Source organism: Mesorhizobium sp. BH1-1-5, from assembly GCF_020165615.1.
Classification (GTDB): Bacteria; Pseudomonadota; Alphaproteobacteria; order Rhizobiales; family Rhizobiaceae; genus Mesorhizobium.
On the sequence record NZ_JAIUIM010000022.1, the window covers coordinates 77522 to 96469 of the forward strand.

Below are 18948 nucleotides of genomic sequence, written 5' to 3' on the forward strand. Positions count from 1 at the left end.
CCGTTGAAACGGCCCCGTTTCAGGCGTGCCTCCGGTCCGTTCCGGGGGCTGGTGGCAGGAGACTAGACAGAGCGAAATCTTATTTCAACCATTGCCTGCTTGACGCAAAGTGAGCGTCATCACGCTAAAACAGCGGAGCCTAAAGCTTAGAGCTTACCTTCAACTTGGCACACCTGCCGGTTGTTCGACGCGTTTTCTGTTTTTGCAGGCAGGTTTTGGCATTCTCAGCATCATGCTGAAAAACCGAAAATTCCCCGTTTCGTGGTCTCGTTTCTGGGCTGACGCCACGGGCACGTCAGCAATCGAATTCGCCATGCTCGCGCCGATCTTCATCCTGCTCCTGCTCGGCATGGTTGCATACGGGGTCTATTTCGGCGCCAGCCATTCCATACAGCAGATCGCGGCCGACGCGGCGCGCACGGCGATTGCCGGCCTGAACCAGACCGAACGCCAGGCACTGGTCACCGATTTCATCGCTCACGACGTCTCGGGCTATCCCTTCGTCGATCCCAACAAGCTGACCGTCAACGCGCAGGACAGCGTCGCCGACGGCAGCCAGTTCGTCGTTTCGGTCACCTACGATGCCCGCAACCTGCCGATCTGGAACCTGTTCAAGACGCTGCCGCTGCCGGGCACGACGATCCAGCGCCAGTCGACGATCCGTGTCGGAGGGATATGATGCCCATCAAGGGGGGATTGATGGCGGCGACGAGAAGGCTCGTCGCTGACCGTAGCGCGAACTTCGCCGTCATGACGGCGCTGTGCACGCCGGTGGCGCTCGCGCTGACCGCCTTCGCGATCGACGAAGGTTCACTCTACAACGAGCGCCGCGCCGCGCAGTCGATCGTCGACCTTGCCGCCATCACCGCAGCCTCGAACATCACCAATGCCCAGCAGGCGGTGCTGACGACGCTCGCCGACAACGGCATCACCTCGGTCGCCGTACAGCAACAGGGCACCACAGTGGCGCCAACCGCCAGCAAGGCGGTCGTCCAGATCGTGCCGGGGCGCTACACAGGCATCAGCACCATTGCCGCCGGCAGCCGGTTCGAGGCGGGCAAGGTGCCCTACAATGCCGTGCAGGTGTCGTTGAAGAAGCAGGGCACGCTCTATTTCGCCGGCTCGATCATGTCGCCGCCCACTCTTGGCACGACCGCTATCGCCAGCGCGCAGCCACAAGCGGCTTTTTCGGTCGGCTCGCGGCTTGCCAGCCTCAATGGCGGCATTCTCAACGCGCTTCTCGGCGGCCTTCTCGGCAGCAGCATCTCGCTCAGCGTGATGGATTACAATTCGCTGCTGTCGGCCGATATCGACGTTCTTTCGTTCACCGATGCGCTGGCGACGCAACTGCACCTGACCGGCGTCTCCTACAATGACGTGCTCGCCTCCAAGGCAACGGTCGGACAGATCGCCACGGCCATGGCCAACGTGCCCGGGCTCGACCGGACGGCCAAGCTCGCGCTGCAGACGATGGCCTCCAGCGCCACCAACACCGTCAAGATTCCGCTCGACACGCTTGTCGATCTCGGTTCCGTCGGCAATCTCGGCATCGGGCAAAAGCCGCCAGGGCTCAACGTCGCGGCGAGCGCGCTCAGCATGCTGAGCGCCGCGGCCGCCTTGGCCAACGGCAACAATCAGGTCGCGGTCGATCTCGGCGCCACGATACCCGGCCTGTTGTCGACCACGCTTGCCGTCGCCATCGGCGAACCGCCGCAGGCCACGCCCTGGCTGGCGGTGGGCCAAGCGGGCACGGTGGTCCGCACGGCGCAGACGCGCATCAAGCTCAATGCCAGCGTCGGTCTGGGCAACACCAATCTCGGCGGCGGCATCAGCCTGCTCAAGGTCAATCTGCCGCTCAATGTCGAGGTCGCCTATGCCGAGGCCAAGCTGACCGACATCACCTGTCCGACCGGGCCGTCCAGCATCCAGGTTTCGATCGCCGCCCAACCCGGCGTGGTCGCCGCGCATCTCGCCAACAGCAGCGGCAGCGGTTTCGCCGATTTCACCAAGCCGCAGTCCTTCTCCGATGCGGAAATCGCCGATGTCAGCCTGAGGCTTCTGCTGATCAATCTCAGCCTGATACAGATCAATGGATCGTCTTACTTCAACGTCACCAACATGGCGCCGACGAACCTGACGTTCAACGCCACCGACATCAGCAACAAGGCGATCAAGACGGTGTCGACCAGGAACCTGACGCAGTCGCTCACCACGTCGCTGGTCAACAATCTGTCGCTGACGGTCAACGCGCTTGGCCTGGACATCGACCTCACCGCGCTCTTGGGTACGGTGAAGCCGGCCGTGACGACACTGCTCAACGGTGTGACCGCGCCGGTCGACAGCCTGCTCTACAATGTGCTCGGCGCGCTTGGCATCCGGGTCGGCGAGGCCGATGTGCGGGTGACCGGCGCGACCTGCGGACGCTCCGTGCTGGTGCAGTAGCGGCCGTCGAAGCGATCAGCCAAGCCTCGCGACGAAGCAGCCCAAAGGCGGCAACGCCAATCCGCTTTCCTCGGTGACTCCACCCAGAACCCCGGCGACCTCCACGGCAAGGGCCGTCACCTCGAGATCGCCAAGCTCCGGCGGCAGCGCCCAGCCTGCCGGGTCGCCGGCGAAATTGAAGACGCAAAGCAGTTTGTCGTCGTCGCGCTCGCGGATGAAGGCCAGCAGGTCACCTTCCGCATCGAGAAACCGGATCGAGCCGCCGACCAGCGCCGGATGACGCTTCCGCAGCGCCAGGATCGAGCGATAGGCGGACAGGACGGAACCGTCCTGGACATCCTGAACATCGACCGCGCGCGCACGATGCGCCTGCGGCACCGGCAGCCAGGGCTTGGCCGTCGAGAAGCCGGCATTTTCCGCACCCGCCTGCCAGACCATCGGGGTGCGGCAGCCGTCCCTGCCCTTCACGCCCGGCCAGAAGCGGACGCCGACGGGATCGCGCAGATCCTCATAGGCGAGTTCAGCCTCCTCGAGGCCCAGTTCCTCACCCTGGTACAGGCAGATCGAGCCGCGCAGGCAGGCAAGCAGCACGATCGAGAACTTCGCCACCGCGTCCGGATTTCCCCCGGGGCGCGTCCAGCGGCTAACGTGGCGCACCACGTCGTGGTTGGAGAAGGCCCAGCAGACCCAGCCGTCGGCGACGGCGTTCTCGAAAGCCTCGACGCAGCCGCGCACATGGGCGGCGGAAAATTGCGGGCTGAGCAGATCGAACGTGTAGCACATCTGCAATTTGTCGCCGCCTGACACATAGGCGGCGAGCGTCTGCAGCGAACGCTCCTCGTCGCCGACCTCACCGACCGCGGCGCGGCCCGGATATTCATTAAGCAGCGCGCGGAAGCGTTTCAGGAAGTCGAGATTCTCGGGCCGCGTCTTGTCGAAAAGATGCTCCTGGAAGCCGTAGGTGCTGGTCGAACCGTTGGTGCCGGCGACGCTCGACGCCAAGGGCGGGTTGTCGCGCAGCCAGCGGTCATGGACATAGTAGTTGACGGTATCCAGCCGGAAGCCGTCGACGCCGCGCTCCAGCCAGAAGCGCACGGTGTCGAGCAGCGCGTCCTGGACCTGCGGATTGTGGAAGTTCAAATCCGGCTGAGCGGCCAGAAAATTGTGCATGTAGTATTGCCGGCGGGTGGCGTCCCATTCCCAGGACGGGCCGCCAAAGACGGACAGCCAGTTGTTGGGGGCATTGCCGTCCGGCCTGGCGTCCGCCCAGACATACCAATCGGCCTTGGCATTGTCGCGGCTGGCGTGGCTTTCGACGAACCATTCATGCTTGTCGGAAGAATGCGAGATCACCTGGTCGATGATGAGCTTCAAGCCGAACCGATGCGCCTCGGCGACCAGTGCGTCGAAATCCTCCAGCGTCCCGAACATCGGATCGACGTCGCGATAGTCGGACACATCGTAGCCCATGTCGGCCATCGGCGACCTGAAGAAGGGCGACAGCCAGACCGCGTCGACGCCCAGCGACGCGATATGGGCGAGCCGCGCTGTGATGCCCTTCAAGTCGCCGCTGCCGTCGCCGGTCGTATCCTGGAAGGAACGCGGATAGACCTGGTAGATGACGCAGCCGCGCCACCATTCGGTTCCCTGATACGGGTTCTGGCCAGTCATCACGAGCCTTTCCTGCCGCCCGATTTAGCGGCTCGCCGCTCGATCATGAAATTGACGCTGCGGCTGGGCAGCGGCCGCGAGAGGTCCACTGCTTGCGTCTCGATTGCCGGGCGCCATTCAAATCCGTCCCGTGCCGGCAAGGAGAAGACACATTGGCGGCGGTCGCCGTTGACCATGACGGCCAGGCGGTTGCCTTTTGTATCACCCAGGATCATGACGAGGCGGTGCCGGCCAGGATCGTTCCAGTCCGTATCGCCGAGCGGCTCGCCGGTCTCGGTCAGCCAGGCCACGTCGGGAATTGCCGATCCGTCGGCGGGCTCGCCAGTCAGGAAGCGTGCGTCCGCCAGCGCAGGAAAGGCCCGGCGCAGCGAGGCGAGCGAGGCAGCGTACTGCTCGAGCGCCTCATCGCGGCCGGCCCAGTCGAGCCAGGTGATGGCGTTGTCCTGCGCATAGGCATTGTTGTTGCCATTCTGCGTGCGGCCGAACTCGTCGCCGGCGGTCAGCATGATGGTGCCGCGCGAGGCAAAGAGCGTGGCGAGCAGCGCGCTCTGGTCGTTGAAGCGGGCCCTGGCGATTTCGGTGTCGTCCGTCTCGCCTTCGGTGCCGTTGTTCCAGGACAGATTGTCGTTATGGCCGTCGCGGTTCTGCTCGCCATTGGCTTCGTTGTGCTTGCGCTCATAGGCAACGATGTCGGCTAGCGTCATGCCGTCATGCGCGGCGATAAAGTTGACGGTACGGCTCGTCGGTTGGCCGTCCCTGCCGAAGACATCGGAGGAACCGGCGAGCCGGGTTGCGAGCGAGCCGATCGCGCCGGTATCGCCGCGCCAGAAGCGCCTGACATCGTCGCGGTAGCGGTCGTTCCATTCCAGATAGGGCGGCCGGAAATTGCCGAACTGATAGCCGTTCGGACCGATATCCCAGGGCTCGGCGATCAGCACGCGGTCGGCGAGCACAGGGTCGCCGGCGATGGCCTGGAGCAGCGGCGCCTCCGGATCGAAGGCGCCCTCGACGCGGCCGAGCACCGGCGCCAGATCGAAGCGGAAGCCGTCGACGCCGGCGAGGCGGACGAAGTGGCGGAGCGTGTCGAGCACCATCTCGCGCATCACCGGGTGGTCGCAGGCGACGGTGTTGCCGGTGCCGGTGTCGTTGACCAGCCTGCCGTCCGGCTGATGCCGGTAGTAGGCCATCGCATCGAGCCCGCGCAGCGACAGCGTCGGCCCGAGCCGGTCGCTCTCCCCGGTATGGTTGAAAACCAGGTCGAGGATCGTGCCGATGCCCGCCTTGCGCAGCGCGGCGACCGTCTCGCGCAGTTCCTTGAGGCCGCCGGGCGCCAGGCGCGGATCGAGCGCCATGAAGGTGACTGGGTTGTAGCCCCAGGCGTTGCTCAAACGCAATGGCGGCAGGTGCCGCTCGTCGATCGACGCGGTGATCGGCATCAGCTCGACAGCGGAGACGCCGAGACGCTCCAGGTGCTCGACGACGGCCGGATGGGCGAGCGCCGCGATCGTGCCGCGCTCAGCCTCCGGCACGTCCGGATGCAGCCTGGTGAAGGAACGGACATTGAGCTCGTAGATCAGCCCGCCGGGCTGGAACAGCGGCGGATTGGCCGGCACCGGTTTGGGCAGGGACCGCGCTACCGCCTTCGGCATCAGCGCGGCGGTGTCGGCGCTTTCATTGCGTTTGGAGGCGAGCCGCCAGTGATACTGGTACGGACGATCGACCTCGATGGCATAGGGGTCGGTGAGCAACTTGTTCGGGTCGAACCACAGACCGCGTTCCGGCGCATAGTCGCCGTCGGCGCGGAAGCCGTAACGGGTCCCGTCGCCAAGGCCGGGGACAAGGAGCCCATGCACGCCCTCGCCTTCCGGCTTCAGATCCAGGCGGTCGGTTTCACGGTTGCCGCTGCCGTCGAAAAGCGAGACCCAGAGACGCCGAGCCGGTGAGGACCAGACGGCGAAGCGGATGCCTTCGGGAGTGATGGCGGCACCGAGCTGGGTCATGCAAGCGCCTTCCCTTCTCCCCTTGTGGGAGAAGGTGGATCGGCGCGCAGCGCCGAGACGGATGAGGGGTGTTGGAAGGAATGAGGCGTCGATGTCCTGGGCGCCGGTTTGCGCCAAGCTGGAGCACCCCTCATCCGTCGCCTTCGGCGACACCTTGTCCCACAAGGGGAGAAGGGGGAGTCGCGCCGCGCCACCCTCAAGTAATCACGCTCGGCTTGTTGCGGCCGGTGTGGCTCTTGATGCCGGCGATGTCGTCGGCGGCGGCGATGAGATCGGCGAGCGCTTCCTGGGTATCGAGGTCGTGGCGCGCCTTATCCGGCTCGTAACGCTCGATATAGACGCGCAGCGTCGCCCCTGAGGTGCCAGTGCCGGAGAGGCGGAGCACGACGCGCGAGCCGCCCTCGAACAGGATCCTGATGCCCTGATGCTCGCTTACCGAGCCGTCGACTGGATCGTGATAGGCAAAATCGTCGGCCTTGGCGATCTTCAAGCCGCGTACGCTGGTGCCGGGCAGCGAGCCGAGCTTGGCGCGCAATTCGTCGACCAGCGCGTTGGCGCGATCGCTCTCGACCTCCTCATAGTCATGACGCGAATAGTAGTTGCGGCCGTAGGTTGCCCAATGCTCGGTGACGATCTGCTTGCAGCTCTCGCCGCGCGCGGCGAGGATGTTGAGCCACAAAAGCACGGCCCACAGGCCGTCCTTCTCGCGCACATGGTTTGAGCCGGTGCCGGCGCTTTCCTCGCCGCAAATGGTGGCCATGCCGGCGTCGAGCAGATTGCCGAAGAACTTCCAGCCGGTCGGCGTCTCATAGATGCCGATGCCGAGCTTTTCGGCGACGCGATCGGCCGCGCCGCTGGTCGGCATGGAGCGGGCGATACCCTTCAGGCCGTCCTTGTAGCCCGGCGCCAGCCTGGCATTGGCGGCAAGCATCGCGACCGAGTCCGACGGCGTGACGAAGATGCCCCTGCCGATGATCAGATTGCGATCGCCGTCACCGTCGGAGGCCGCGCCGAAGTCCGGCGCGTTGGGTCCCATCATCTCGTCATAGAGATGTTTTGCGTGCACCAGGTTCGGATCCGGGTGATGGCCGCCGAAATCCGGCAGCGGCTTGAAGTTGCGGCACGTGCCGTCCGGCGCGCCGAGGCGATGCTCGATAATCTCCTTGGCGTACGGGCCTGTCACCGCATGCATGGCGTCGAAGCGCATGCGGAAGCCCGACTTGAAGAGCTTCCTCAGCGCATCGAAGTCGAACAGGCTTTCCATCAATTCGGCGTAGTCCTTGACCGGGTCGAAGATCTCGACCGTCATGTCGCCGGCCTTGACAGTGCCGATTTTATCGATGTCGATGGCGCCGATATCGGCGATCTTGAAGCTCTTGATCTCCTTCGACTTGGCGAAGATCGCGTCGGTGATCTTTTCCGGCGCCGGGCCGCCATTGCCGGCATTGTACTTGATGCCGAAATCCTCATGCGGGCCGCCGGGATTGTGGCTGGCGGACAGGATGATGCCGCCGAAGGTCTTGTATTTGCGGATGATGTTGGAGGCGGCCGGCGTCGAGAGAATCCCGCCCTGCCCGACCATCACCTTGCCGAAGCCGTTGCCGGCGGCAATCGCGATGGCCTTCTGGATGACCTCGCGGTTGTAGAAGCGGCCGTCGCCGCCGATCACCAGCGTCTTGCCCTCAAACCCGTCCAGCGCATCGAAGATCGACTGGATGAAGTTCTCGGCATAGTGCTCCTGCTGGAACACCGGCACCTTCTTGCGCAGGCCCGACGTGCCTGGCTTCTGGTCGGTATAGGGTTTGGTGGGGACGGTTCTGATCATGCCTCAGGCAGCCCTTTTCGAAGGCAGCAAGCGATAGAGTTCGACGTATTTTTCGGCGCTCTTGTCCCAGGAGACATCGGCCTTCATGCCCTGGCGCTGGATCGAGGCCCAGACCGCCGGCCTGGCGTGAACCTCGACCAGACGCTGGATGGCATGCAGCATCGCGCCGCCATTGTTGGGCGCGAACTGGAAGCCGGTGGCGACGCCGGCCGACAAGGCGGCCTCGTTGGCGTCGATGATGGTGTCGGCCAAACCGCCTGTCCTGGCGACGACCGGCACGCAGCCATAGCGCAGGCCGTAGAGCTGGGTGAGGCCGCAGGGCTCGAAGCGCGACGGAATGACGATGGCGTCGCAGCCGCCCTGCATGGTGTGCGAAAGCCCTTCGTCGTAACCGACGACGACGCCGACGCGGCCGCGATGGCGGGCGGCCGCGGCGAGCAGCGTGCCTTCGAGGCCGGCATCGCCCGAACCGAGGATGGCGAGGCGGGCGCCGGCGGCGACGATGCCGTCGACGACCGCGGCGAGGATATCCATGCCCTTCTGCCAGGTCAGCCGGCTGATGACGCAGACGATCGGGCTGCCGTCCGCCTCCAGGCCGAAACGCTCCTCAACGGCCTTGCGGTTCTTGGCGCGCGCTGCGAGCGTCTCGGCCGAATAATTGGCGACCAGATGCTTGTCCGTCTCGGGATTCCAGATGTCGACATCGATGCCGTTGACGATGCCGTAGAGATCGGTGGCGCGCATGTTGATCAGCCCGTCGAGGCCCATGCCGAATTCCGGCGCGCGGATTTCCTGCGCATAGGTCGGGCTTACCGTCGTGATCGCCCAGGCGGCTTGCAGGCCGGCCTTGAGAAAGCCGACGCCGCCATAATATTCGACGCCGTCGAGCTGCATCGCCACGGCCGGCAGGCCGAGCTCGCCGAAGATGCCGGCGCCGAACTGGCCCTGGAAGGCCAGGTTGTGCACGGTGATCAGTGACGGCACGCCGACCGCCTTGCCGTAGCGCATATAGGCAAGCGTCATCGCCGACTGCCAGTCATGGGCATGCACAAGGTCAGGCCGGTAGCCGGAAATGGCGCCGCCGGCTATGTCACCGCCGACCTGGCTGAGCGCCGCGAAACGACGCCAGTTATCCGGCCAGTCGGCGCCGGAAGCGGTGCCGTAAGGGCCGCCCTGGCGATCGAAGAGATGCGGCGCATCAAGCACGAAGAGATCGAGATCGCCGATCTTGACGGCATGGATCGAAGCCTTGCCGCCCTGCAGCAGAGGGTACTGGTAGACGGGTTTCTTCTTGGTGAAAGCCGCCATCACCACAGGATAGCCGGGGACCAGTGTGCGCATCGCCACGCCCTTCCCCGCCAGCGCGATCGGCAGGGCGCCGGTCACGTCGGCAAGGCCGCCGGTCTTGATCAGCGGGAAGATCTCGGGCGTGACCGACAGAACCTGCATGGGCCTCACATTCCGATCTTTAAGTGACAGGTCCAAGTGACAACTTATTGATCGACCTACGGGGGTCGACAACTTATTGATCGGCCCTACGGAGTCGACAACTTATTGATCATGTCCTGGGTGATCAGGCAGATGCCCTTTTCCGACACCCGAAAACGCTTGGCGTCCAGCACCGGGTCCTCGCCCACCACCAACCCTTCCGGAATCTGCACGCCATGGTCGATGACGACGCGCTTGAGGCGCGCGTTGCGGCCGACCTGGACGTCGGGCAGCATCACCACTTCCTCGAGCTTGGAATAGGAATTGATGCGGGCGCCGGTGAAGATCAGGCTGCGGCGCAGCGAGGCTCCGGAGACGATGCAGTCGCCCGACACGAGCGAGGAGATCGCCTCGCCGCGGCGGCCGTCCTCGTCATGCACGAACTTTGCCGGCGGCTTCAATTCGGCATAGGTCCAGATCGGCCAGTCGCGGTCGTAGAGGTCGAGCTCGGGCGTGACGTCGGTGAGGTCGATATTGGCTTCCCAATAGGCGTCCACCGTTCCGACGTCGCGCCAATAGGGCTCGGACTCATGCGAGGAGCGCACGCAGGATTTGGCGAAGCGGTGGGCGATCGCCTTACCGTGCTGGACGATATAGGGGATGATGTCCTTGCCAAAGTCGCGGCTGGAGCCGGGCTCGGCGGCGTCGCGGCGCAGCTGTTCCATCAGGAACTTGGTCCTGAAGACATAGATGCCCATCGAGGCCAGGGCGAATTCCGGCTTGTCCGGAATGCCCGGCGGATCGGCCGGCTTTTCGACGAAGGCGATGATGTTGTCCTTCTTGTCGACATGCATGACGCCGAAGCCGGTCGCCTCCATGCGCGGCACTTCCAGGCAACCGACGGTGACATCGGCGCCGGCGTCGACGTGCTGGCGCAGCATCAGTTCGTAATCCATCTTGTAGATGTGGTCGCCGGCGAGGATGACCATGTATTCGGGCCCGTAGGCCTCGATGATGTCGATGTTCTGGTAGACGGCGTCGGCCGTGCCTTCATACCACTGCGTTTCCGAGACGCGCTGCGAGGCAGGCAGGATGTCGAAGCTTTCGTTTCGCTCCGGCCGCAGGAAGTTCCAGCCGCGCTGCAGGTGGCGGATCAGCGAATGCGCCTTGTACTGGGTGGCGACGCCGAGGCGGCGAATGCCGGAGTTGAGCGCATTGGAGAGGGCGAAATCGATGATGCGCGTCTTGCCGCCGAAATAGACGGCCGGCTTGGCGCGCCGGTCGGTCAGTTCCCTGAGGCGGCTGCCGCGGCCGCCGGCCAGCACATAGGCCATGGCATCGCGTGCCAGCGGCTGGGTTCTTTTGATCTCTGCCATTTTGTTACCCTCCCAAACAAGCTGCCCGGACCGTTGCAAGAGCAGGATGAGACATCATCTGCTTCAATCCGTGACGAATTCCAGCATGATCGTCGACAGCGGCGGCAGAAGCATCGTCGCCGAGACGCCGCCCCCTTCGCCGCTCGCCTCGACCATGCTGCCATTGCCCATGCCGGAGCCGCCATAGTCGGTGGCATCCGTATTGATGATTTCGCGCCACTTTCCCGCCTTCGGCAGCGGCACGCGATAGTTCTCGCGCGGCACCGGCGTGAAATTGGAGACGACGGCGATCGGGTTGCCGTCCGGCGCGCTGCGCAGCCAGGCGAAGACCGAATTGTCGCGGTCGTCTACGATCAGCCAGGAGAAGCCCTCCGGCTCGCAGTCGCGCGCATGCAGCGCCGGGCGCGAGCGGTAGAGATAGTTCAGGTCGCGCACCGTCTGCCAGACGCCGCGATGCGGCGCGAATTCGAGCAGGTTCCAGTCGAGCGCGCGCTCTTCGCTCCACTCGCGGCGCTGGGCGAATTCCTGGCCCATGAACAGCAGCTTCTTGCCGGGATAGCCCCACATGAAGGCGTAGTAGGCGCGCAGCGTGGCGAACTTCTGCCAGTCGTCGCCCGCCATCTTGTTGAGCAGCGTGCCTTTGCCGTGCACGACCTCGTCATGCGAGAGCGGCAGCACGAAATTTTCCGAGAAAGCGTAGGTCAGGCCGAAGGTAATGTCGTTGTGGTGGTGCTTGCGGAAGATCGGCTCCTTGGAGAGGTACTCCAGCGTGTCATGCATGAAGCCCATGTTCCACTTGAAGCCGAAGCCGAGCCCGCCTTCGTGCACGGGACGCGACACTTTCGGCCATGAGGTCGATTCCTCGGCGATCGTCACGACGCCGGGGTGGTGGCCGTAGAGCTCCTTGTTCATCTTCTGCAGGAAGCTGACGGCATGCAGGTTCTCGCGCCCGCCCTTCTCGTTCGGAATCCACTCGCCCGCCTTGCGCGAATAATCGAGGTAGAGCATCGAGGCGACCGCGTCGACGCGCAGGCCGTCGACATGGTACTTTTCCGCCCAGAACAGCGCGTTGTTGACGAGGAACGACACCACCTCGCGGCGGCCGAAATTGTAGATGGCGGTGTTCCAGTCGGGATGGAAACCCTGGCGCGGATCGGCATGCTCGTAGAGCGCGGTGCCATCGAATTTCACCAGTCCGTGCTCGTCGACCGGAAAATGCGCCGGCACCCAGTCGAGGATGACGCCGACGCCGGCGCGATGCGCGCCGTCGACGAAGCGGGCGAAGCCGTCGCGATCGCCGAAGCGGGCCGTCGGCGCATAAAGGCCGGTGGTCTGGTAGCCCCAGGATGGGTCGTAGGGGTGCTCCGAGATCGGCAGGAACTCGATATGGGTGAAACCGGTGTCCACCACGTAGGGGATCAACCGCGCGGCGAGCTCGTCCCAGGAGAGGAACGTGCCGTCGTCGCGGCGCTGCCAGGAACCGGCATGGACCTCGTAAATCGAGATCGCCTCGCGCCTGGGGTCGGCTTTCTGCCAATAATTGCGATGCGCCTCGTCGCCCCATTGATGCGCCATGGGCGGCGCCGTCACCGAGGCGGTCGCCGGGCGCAGTTCCGACTCGAATGCGAACGGATCGGCCTTGAGCGGCAGGCGCACCCCGTCGGGCGCGATGATCTCGAACTTGTAGGGCTGGCCCGCGCCGAGATCGGGAATGAACAATTCCCAGATGCCGGTGTCCCTGCGGTCGCGCATGGTGTGGCGGCGGCCGTCCCAGTCGTTGAAGGCGCCGACCACGGAGACGCGCCTGGCATTAGGCGCCCAGACGGCGAAATGCACGCCGGTGGCGCCCTCATGTTCGATGATGTGGGCTCCGAGCTTGTCGAAGAGCCTCAAGTGCGAACCCTCGGCCATATAGTAATCGTCCATCGGGCCGAGCACCGGACCGAAGGAATAAGGATCGGTCAGCCACCAGTCGCCGCCGGCGTTCCTGGCGTGATAGCGCAGCGGCTGGCGCTTGCGGATCGAGACCTTGCCCTCGAAGAAGCCGGCATCGTCGCGGCGGGAGAGCTCGCCGACGTCCTTGCCGGTCAGCGTATAGGCGGAGACGAATTCAGCGTTGGGCACGAAGCAGCGCGCGACGAAACCCTTGCCGGCTTCCTGCACGCCCAGAACCGCGAAAGGATTGCCATGCGTTCCGGCGACAATCGCCGCGACATCACCGGCTGGCGCCAGTCCGTCCGGCCCGCTTGTCGCAGCGGTCGCGCGCGGCTTCCTCATCAAGCGGTCGCCCTCCCCGGGCACCTTTGTTTTGGGTGCACCCGCCCAGCACAGTTGGACAGAATACACCTGGGCCACATTGTTTGTAGCCTCATGCAATCATATCAGACGGGTACGTTCCAGATTTCTTTCGCATATTGGCGGATCGTGCGATCGGACGAGAACCAGCCCATGCGGGCAACGTTGTGGATGGCGCGCGCGTTCCAGTCGGGACTGTCGCGCCAGACGCGGTCCACCTCGCGCTGGCAGGCGGCGTAGGAATCGAAGTCGGCGGCCACCATGAACCAGTCGCTGCTGTAGAGCCCGTTCATGAGGTCGCGGTAGCGATTGGGGTCATCGGGCGAGAAGACGCCGGACGAGATCGCCGCGACAGCCTGCGACAATTCAGAGGACGCCTCAATGATGCCGCGCGGGTTGTAGCCATTGTTGCGCCGGTCGGCGACCTCGGCGGTGGTGAGGCCGAAAATGAAGATGTTGTCGGCGCCGACATGTTCCTTCATCTCGACATTGGCGCCGTCGAGCGTGCCGATGGTGAGCGCGCCGTTCATGCCGAACTTCATGTTGCCGGTGCCGGATGCTTCCATGCCGGCGGTCGAGATCTGCTCGGAAAGATCGGCGGCGGGCATCAGCACTTCGGCCAGGCTGACATTGTAGTTCGGCACGAACACCACTTTCAGCAGGCCGCGCACCGACGGATCGCCGTTGATGACTTTCGCGACGTCGTTGGCCAGTTTGATGATCAGCTTGGCGTTGTGGTAGCTGGGTGCTGCCTTGCCGCCGAATATCTTGACCCGCGGCATCCAGTCCCGCTCGGGATGCGAGCGGATCTGGTCGTAGAGCGCGATCGCCTCGAGGATGTTGAGCAGCTGGCGCTTGTATTCGTGGATGCGCTTGACCTGGATATCGAACAGCGCCGACGGGTCGAGCCGAATGCCGAGCCGGTCGGCGATCAGGTTGGCGAGCCTCACCTTGTTCTGCCGCTTCACCGCCGCGAATTTTTCGCGGAAAGCCGCGTTGCCGGCGAGCGAATCGAGGTCCTTGATCGCCTCGATGTCGTCCATGAAGCGGTCGCCGATCGCCTCGCGGGCAAGCGAGGTCAGACCCGGATTGCACTGGATCAGCCAGCGCCTGGGCGTGATGCCGTTGGTCTTGTTGTTGATGCGATCGGGATAGAGCTTGTGGAGATCGGCGAACACCGTCTCCTTCATCAGCTCGGTGTGCAGCGCCGAGACGCCGTTGATCGAATGCGAGCCGACGAATGCCAAATTGCCCATGCGCACGCGGCGGTCGCCATTTTCCTGGATCAGCGAGATCCGGGCGATCTGATCGCCGGAGAACTGGTTGGTGGCGCGGGCCTCGAGCAGCACCTGCGCGTTGATGGCGTAGACGATCTGCATGTGGCGCGGCAGCAGACGCTCGAAGAGCGGCACCGGCCAGCTTTCCAGCGCCTCTGGCAGCAGCGTGTGGTTGGTGTAGCCGAAAGTGCGCTTGGTGATATCCCAGGCCTGGTCGAAGTCCATGCCGTGGACGTCCATCAGCAGCCGCATCAGCTCCGGCACGGCGACCGCGGGATGGGTGTCGTTCAAGTGGATCGCCGCCTTGTCGGGCAGCGATTTCAGGTCGCCATACTGGCTGAGATGACGCTGGACGATGTCCTGCAGCGAGGCGGTGGAGAAGAAATACTCCTGCCGCAGCCTCAACTCCTGCCCGGCCATGTGGGAATCGGCCGGATAGAGCACGCGCGACAGCGCGTCGGCCTTGTTGCTTTCGGCCAGCGCGCCGATGTGGTCGCCGGCATTGAACTTGTCGAGCAGGATCGGGTCGATCGGCATGCCGGACCAGAGCCGCAGCGTGTTGACGCGCCTGGCATGCCAGCCGGCGACGGGCGTGTCGTAGGCGACGGCGAGGACATGCTCGGTCGGCTTCCAGACGTGGCGTTCGAGCCGGCCGTCCTTGGAGGTGATCGATTCCACCGAGCCGCCGAAGCCGACCTCGAAGGAGCGCTCGCGCCGCTCGAACTCCCAGGGGTTGCCGTGGTCGAGCCAGGTCTCCGGCAGCTCGACCTGCCAGCCGCCCTGGATTTCCTGGCGGAACATGCCGTTGGCATAGCGGATGCCGTAGCCATGGGCGGGGATGTCGACGGTCGCCATGCTCTCCATGAAGCAGGCGGCGAGACGGCCGAGGCCGCCATTGCCGAGCGCCGCGTCCGGTTCGAGGCCCGCGATCAGGTCGAGGTCGACGCCGAGCGAGGACAGCGCCTCGCGCATGTTCTCCATCAGGCCGAGATTGGAGAAGGCGTCGCGCATCAGGCGCCCGATCAGGAATTCCAGCGAAAGGTAGTAGACGCGCTTTTCCTGCTGGTCGTAGGCTTCCTTGGTCGCCTGGATCCAGTGGTCGACGATGCGGTCGCGCACCACCTTGATCGAGGCCGTCAGCCAGTCATAGGGCGTGGCGACGGTGGTATCCTTGCCGACCCGGTATTTGAGCGACAGCAAGACCTCTTCGGCGAGCGTCTTGGGGTCTGGATTGTCGAGGACGGGGACTTCGATCGTCATGGCGGATGTCATTTCGCCTCTCGTTCAACTGGCCTGATCATAGCGGCTTTCACCGTTCCTCCCAGCCTATCTTAGTGCGTTGCAGCATAGGTTCAATCGATTTAAGCAGGCCACGCTCACCATTCCCACGACAATGCGGCGCGATCAGGCTGCCAACACCTCTGGCGGAGCCTTGGCTCCGGTCATGAAGGCGACGGCGTCGGACATTGTATATTGTTTCGGATCGATGACGGCGAGGCGACGGCCCAGGCGATGGATGTGGATGCGATCGGCCACCTCGAAGACATGCGGCATGTTGTGCGAGATGAGCACGATCGGCAGGCCGCGCTTCTTGACGTCGAGCATCAGCTCCAGCACGCGGCGGCTTTCCTTGACGCCGAGCGCCGCAGTCGGCTCGTCCATGATGACGACGCGGCTGCCGAAGGCCGCCGCGCGAGCCACGGCGACACCCTGGCGCTGGCCGCCCGAGAGCGTTTCGACCGACTGGTTGATGTTCTGGATGGTCATCAGCCCGAGCTCGGACAATTTCTCGCGGGCGATACGCGCCATGGCGGAGCGGTCGAGCCGGCGCAGCCACTGTCCGGCAAAGCCTGGCTTGCGCAGCTCGCGGCCGAGGAACATGTTGTCGGCGATCGACAGCGCCGGCGACAGCGCCAGGTTCTGGTAGACGGTCTCGATGCCGGCCATGCGCGCCTCGATCGGCGAGCGGAAATGCACCGGCTGGCCGTTGAGCTCGATCGTGCCGGAGTCCGGAATGACCGCGCCGCACAGCGCCTTGACCAGCGTCGACTTGCCGGCGCCGTTGTCGCCGATGACGGCAAGGATCTCGCCCGGCATCAGGTCGAAATCGGCATTGTCGAGCGCGACGACCCGGCCGTAGCGCTTGTTGAGGCCTTTTCCTTGAAGAATGGGCTGCGTGCTCATGCCGAAATCTTCCTGATCCACTGATCGATGGTGACGGCGAGGATGATGAGGATACCAACGGTGAACTCCTGCCAGAGCGAATCGACGCCGGCGAGCGCCAGACCATTGCGGAAGACGCCGACGATCAACGCCCCGAACAGCGTGCCGACGATCGAGCCGCGGCCGCCGAACAGCGAGGTGCCGCCGATCACCACGGCGGTGATGGCATCGAGATTGGCGGTCTGGTTGCCGAGCGGGCTCGCCGCGCCGATACGGCCGATCAGCGCCCAGGCGGCAACGGCGCAGATGAAGCCGGCCAGCGTGTAGACGGCGATGAACACACCGCGCGTGTTGATACCGGCAAGGCGCGCAGCCTCGTCGTCATCGCCGGTAGCGTAGACGTGGCGGCCGAATGCGGTGCGGTTCAGCACGTACCAGATGATGATTGCCGTCAGGATCATGGCGATCGCGCCGTAAGTCAGCACGGCACCGCCACCCAATCTGATCGTATGTCCCAGCCACTGCAGCAGCGGTCCGGCCGCCTCGATATCCTGGGCGCGCACGGTCTCGGAATGCGAGACGTAGATGACCATCGCGCCGTAGACGCTCCAGGTGCCGAGCGTGACGATGAAGGGGGGCAGCTTGATCACCGCCACCAGAACACCGTTGATCAGGCCGCAGACAAGGCCGGTCAGCAGGCCCAGCACGAAGCTCAATTCGACGGGCACGCCGTAGGTGACGGTCAGCCTGCCCATGACGATGGACGACAGCACCATCATCGCGCCGACCGAAAGATCGATGCCGGCGGTCAGGATGACCAGCGTCTGGGCGATGCCCAGAAAGGCGATGATGGTGACCTGCTGCAGCACCAGCGAAAGATTGAATGGCGCAAAGAAGCGACCGCCGGCGGCGACGGAAAAAATCAAAACGCCGATGACCAGGACAATGAACGGGACGGCCGTAGGATATTCATGCAGGAAGCGCTGGACGCTCTTCAGGGCCGAGCCCCGGTCTTCGTCGAAGCTGGCCACGGACTGGTCATGGCCCTTAAGGCCGCGCTCGGCCGAGACCGAGCCGGTTGCGTCGTCGCTCATCTTTATCCCCTCCCAGGATCCCGTGTTTCGGGAAAGGGCGGCCGGAGCCGCCCTTTCAGTGAGTTTAATCCGTATTTGCGGGTAAATCAGTACGACATTCGGTCGAATGCCATCCTGATCCAACTCTTTGTTGGAGCATGATCTTTCCCGAAAACCGGTTCCCGCTTTTCGGGATCATGCTCCAGGAAGGCATCAGCCCCAGCAAAGTTCCGCGCCCTTCTTGCTGTCGATCGACTCGACGCCGTTGACGGGCTTGTCGGTGATCAGCGTGGCGCCGGTGTCGAAGAACTCCTTGCCGGGGGTCGGCTTCGGCTTCTCGCCGGTCTTGGCGAACTTCTCGATCGCTTCCATGGCCATGGCGGCCATCTTCAGCGGGTATTGCTGCGAGGTCGCGCCGATGACGCCGGCCGCGACGTTCTTGACGCCCGGGCAACCGCCGTCGATCGAAACCACCAGCACCGAGCCGTCATCCTTGCCGGCCGCCTTGAGCGCCTGGTACCCGCCGGCCGCCGCCGGTTCGTTGATCGTGTACATCACGTTCACGTCCGGGCATTTCTGCAGCAGCGTCTCCATGGCGGTGCGGCCGCCATCCTCGGCGCCGCCGGTCATCTCATGGCCGCAGATGCGGGCATCGTCCTCGTCGCCGTATTTCTTCGGATCCTTGATGTCGATGCCGAAGCCCTTCATGAAGCCCTGGTCGCGCAGATAGTCGACGGTCGGCTGGTTGGTGGCGAGATCGAGGAAGGCGATCTTGGCGGCCGAGGCCTTGTCGCCCAGCGTGCCCTTGGCCCACTCGCCGATCAGCTCGCCGGCCTTGAAGTTGTCGGTGGCGAAAGTGGCGTCGGCGGCATCGATCGGATCGAGCGGCGTGTCGAGCACGATGACCAGAAGGCCGGCGTCGCGCGCCTTCTTGATGGTCGGCACGATGGCGCTCGAATCGCTCGGCACAATGGCGAAGCCCTTGGCGCCGGCCGAGATCAGGTTCTCGATGGCCGCGACCTGGCTGTCATTGTCGCCGTCGAACTTGCCGGCGAAAGTCTGCAGCGTCAGGCCGAGCTCCTTGGCCTTGGCCTGCGCGCCTTCACGCATCTTGACGAAGAACGGGTTGCCCTCGGTCTTGGTGATCAGGCCGACGATGTCGGCGGCATACGAGGCCGTGGCCATCGCACCATAAAAGGCGAGGCCGGCAACGGCCGCCTTCAGGATAGTCCATTTACGCATGATTTCCTCCCAGTGAACCACTCCGGCGCCGGCCAACCGGCGCCTGCGGAGCGCCCACCGAAGTTCTCCCAGCGTGGGCGCGATGTCAAAAAGACACCAGTCCGCAACCGCTGTCAATAATTAAATCACTCTTATTTATTATTGACACTCTTGCGC

At 64.3% G+C, this 18948-nt stretch carries 12 protein-coding genes; 2 read left to right on the forward strand and 10 right to left on the reverse strand.

Annotated elements, in window-relative coordinates; genetic code table 11:
• Nucleotides 1-313 precede the first annotated feature (313 nt).
• Together LB572_RS25590 and LB572_RS25595 are read left to right on the forward strand one after the other, a co-directional pair.
• Nucleotides 314-679, forward strand: coding sequence for a TadE family protein (locus LB572_RS25590; protein ID WP_263498329.1), 366 nt, complete (start codon nt 314-316; stop codon nt 677-679).
• Entirely contained in the window at nt 679-2442 is a 1764-nt protein-coding gene (locus tag LB572_RS25595) for a pilus assembly protein TadG-related protein (protein WP_224669692.1), read from the forward strand. Before LB572_RS25590 ends, LB572_RS25595 begins: the two co-directional genes overlap by 1 nt.
• 15 nt (nt 2443-2457) lie before the next feature.
• Here the strand turns inward: LB572_RS25595 and LB572_RS25600 are convergent, their stop codons facing one another.
• The 10 genes from LB572_RS25600 to LB572_RS25645 form a co-directional block, all read right to left on the reverse strand.
• The gene (locus LB572_RS25600) at nt 2458-4113 is read right to left on the reverse strand and encodes an alpha-glucosidase family protein (protein WP_224669693.1); all 1656 of its coding nucleotides are present in this window, start codon (nt 4111-4113) and stop codon (nt 2458-2460) included.
• A complete protein-coding gene (gene glgX, locus LB572_RS25605) occupies nt 4113-6113 on the reverse strand; it encodes a glycogen debranching protein GlgX (RefSeq protein WP_224669694.1) in 2001 nt (666 codons plus the stop codon). The genes LB572_RS25600 and glgX overlap by 1 nt, the downstream gene beginning before the upstream one ends.
• A 196-nt stretch (nt 6114-6309) precedes the next feature.
• Nucleotides 6310-7938: an alpha-D-glucose phosphate-specific phosphoglucomutase gene (locus LB572_RS25610; protein ID WP_224669695.1), complete on the reverse strand. Its 1629-nt coding sequence runs from the start codon at nt 7936-7938 to the stop codon at nt 6310-6312.
• A 3-nt stretch (nt 7939-7941) separates the two neighbouring features.
• Complete coding sequence (gene glgA / locus LB572_RS25615; RefSeq protein WP_224669696.1) at nt 7942-9387, reverse strand: glycogen synthase GlgA; 1446 nt, start codon at nt 9385-9387, stop codon at nt 7942-7944.
• An 86-nt stretch (nt 9388-9473) separates the two neighbouring features.
• Nucleotides 9474-10742, reverse strand: a complete 1269-nt coding sequence (gene glgC, locus LB572_RS25620; RefSeq protein WP_140803415.1) for a glucose-1-phosphate adenylyltransferase — start codon at nt 10740-10742, stop codon at nt 9474-9476.
• 63 nt (nt 10743-10805) lie between these two features.
• Nucleotides 10806-13019, reverse strand: a complete 2214-nt coding sequence (gene glgB / locus LB572_RS25625) for a 1,4-alpha-glucan branching protein GlgB (RefSeq protein WP_224669697.1) — start codon at nt 13017-13019, stop codon at nt 10806-10808.
• A 104-nt stretch (nt 13020-13123) separates the two neighbouring features.
• The gene (locus LB572_RS25630) at nt 13124-15586 is read right to left on the reverse strand and encodes a glycogen/starch/alpha-glucan phosphorylase (RefSeq protein WP_224669698.1); all 2463 of its coding nucleotides are present in this window, start codon (nt 15584-15586) and stop codon (nt 13124-13126) included.
• A gap of 132 nt (nt 15587-15718) precedes the next feature.
• Nucleotides 15719-16498 (reverse strand): ATP-binding cassette domain-containing protein, encoded by a 780-nt coding sequence (locus LB572_RS25635; RefSeq protein WP_140803412.1) that lies wholly within the window; start codon nt 16496-16498, stop codon nt 15719-15721.
• Complete coding sequence (locus tag LB572_RS25640) at nt 16495-17571, reverse strand: ABC transporter permease (RefSeq protein ID WP_140803411.1); 1077 nt, start codon at nt 17569-17571, stop codon at nt 16495-16497. The genes LB572_RS25635 and LB572_RS25640 overlap by 4 nt, the downstream gene beginning before the upstream one ends.
• 192 nt (nt 17572-17763) lie before the next feature.
• A complete protein-coding gene (locus tag LB572_RS25645) occupies nt 17764-18792 on the reverse strand; it encodes a sugar ABC transporter substrate-binding protein (protein ID WP_140803410.1) in 1029 nt (342 codons plus the stop codon).
• Between the last annotated feature and the right edge of the window lie 156 nt (nt 18793-18948).

Coding starts and splice junctions, on each gene's coding strand:
- LB572_RS25590 (WP_263498329.1), top strand. CDS start 314: ATGCTCGCGCCGATCTTCATCCTGCTCCTGCTCGGCATGGTTGCATAC.
- LB572_RS25595 (WP_224669692.1), top strand. CDS start 679: ATGCCCATCAAGGGGGGATTGATGGCGGCGACGAGAAGGCTCGTCGCT.
- LB572_RS25600 (WP_224669693.1), bottom strand. CDS start 4,113: ATGACTGGCCAGAACCCGTATCAGGGAACCGAATGGTGGCGCGGCTGC.
- glgX (WP_224669694.1), bottom strand. CDS start 6,113: ATGACCCAGCTCGGTGCCGCCATCACTCCCGAAGGCATCCGCTTCGCC.
- LB572_RS25610 (WP_224669695.1), bottom strand. CDS start 7,938: ATGATCAGAACCGTCCCCACCAAACCCTATACCGACCAGAAGCCAGGC.
- glgA (WP_224669696.1), bottom strand. CDS start 9,387: ATGCAGGTTCTGTCGGTCACGCCCGAGATCTTCCCGCTGATCAAGACC.
- glgC (WP_140803415.1), bottom strand. CDS start 10,742: ATGGCAGAGATCAAAAGAACCCAGCCGCTGGCACGCGATGCCATGGCC.
- glgB (WP_224669697.1), bottom strand. CDS start 13,019: ATGAGGAAGCCGCGCGCGACCGCTGCGACAAGCGGGCCGGACGGACTG.
- LB572_RS25630 (WP_224669698.1), bottom strand. CDS start 15,586: ATGACATCCGCCATGACGATCGAAGTCCCCGTCCTCGACAATCCAGAC.
- LB572_RS25635 (WP_140803412.1), bottom strand. CDS start 16,498: ATGAGCACGCAGCCCATTCTTCAAGGAAAAGGCCTCAACAAGCGCTAC.
- LB572_RS25640 (WP_140803411.1), bottom strand. CDS start 17,571: ATGAGCGACGACGCAACCGGCTCGGTCTCGGCCGAGCGCGGCCTTAAG.
- LB572_RS25645 (WP_140803410.1), bottom strand. CDS start 18,792: ATGCGTAAATGGACTATCCTGAAGGCGGCCGTTGCCGGCCTCGCCTTT.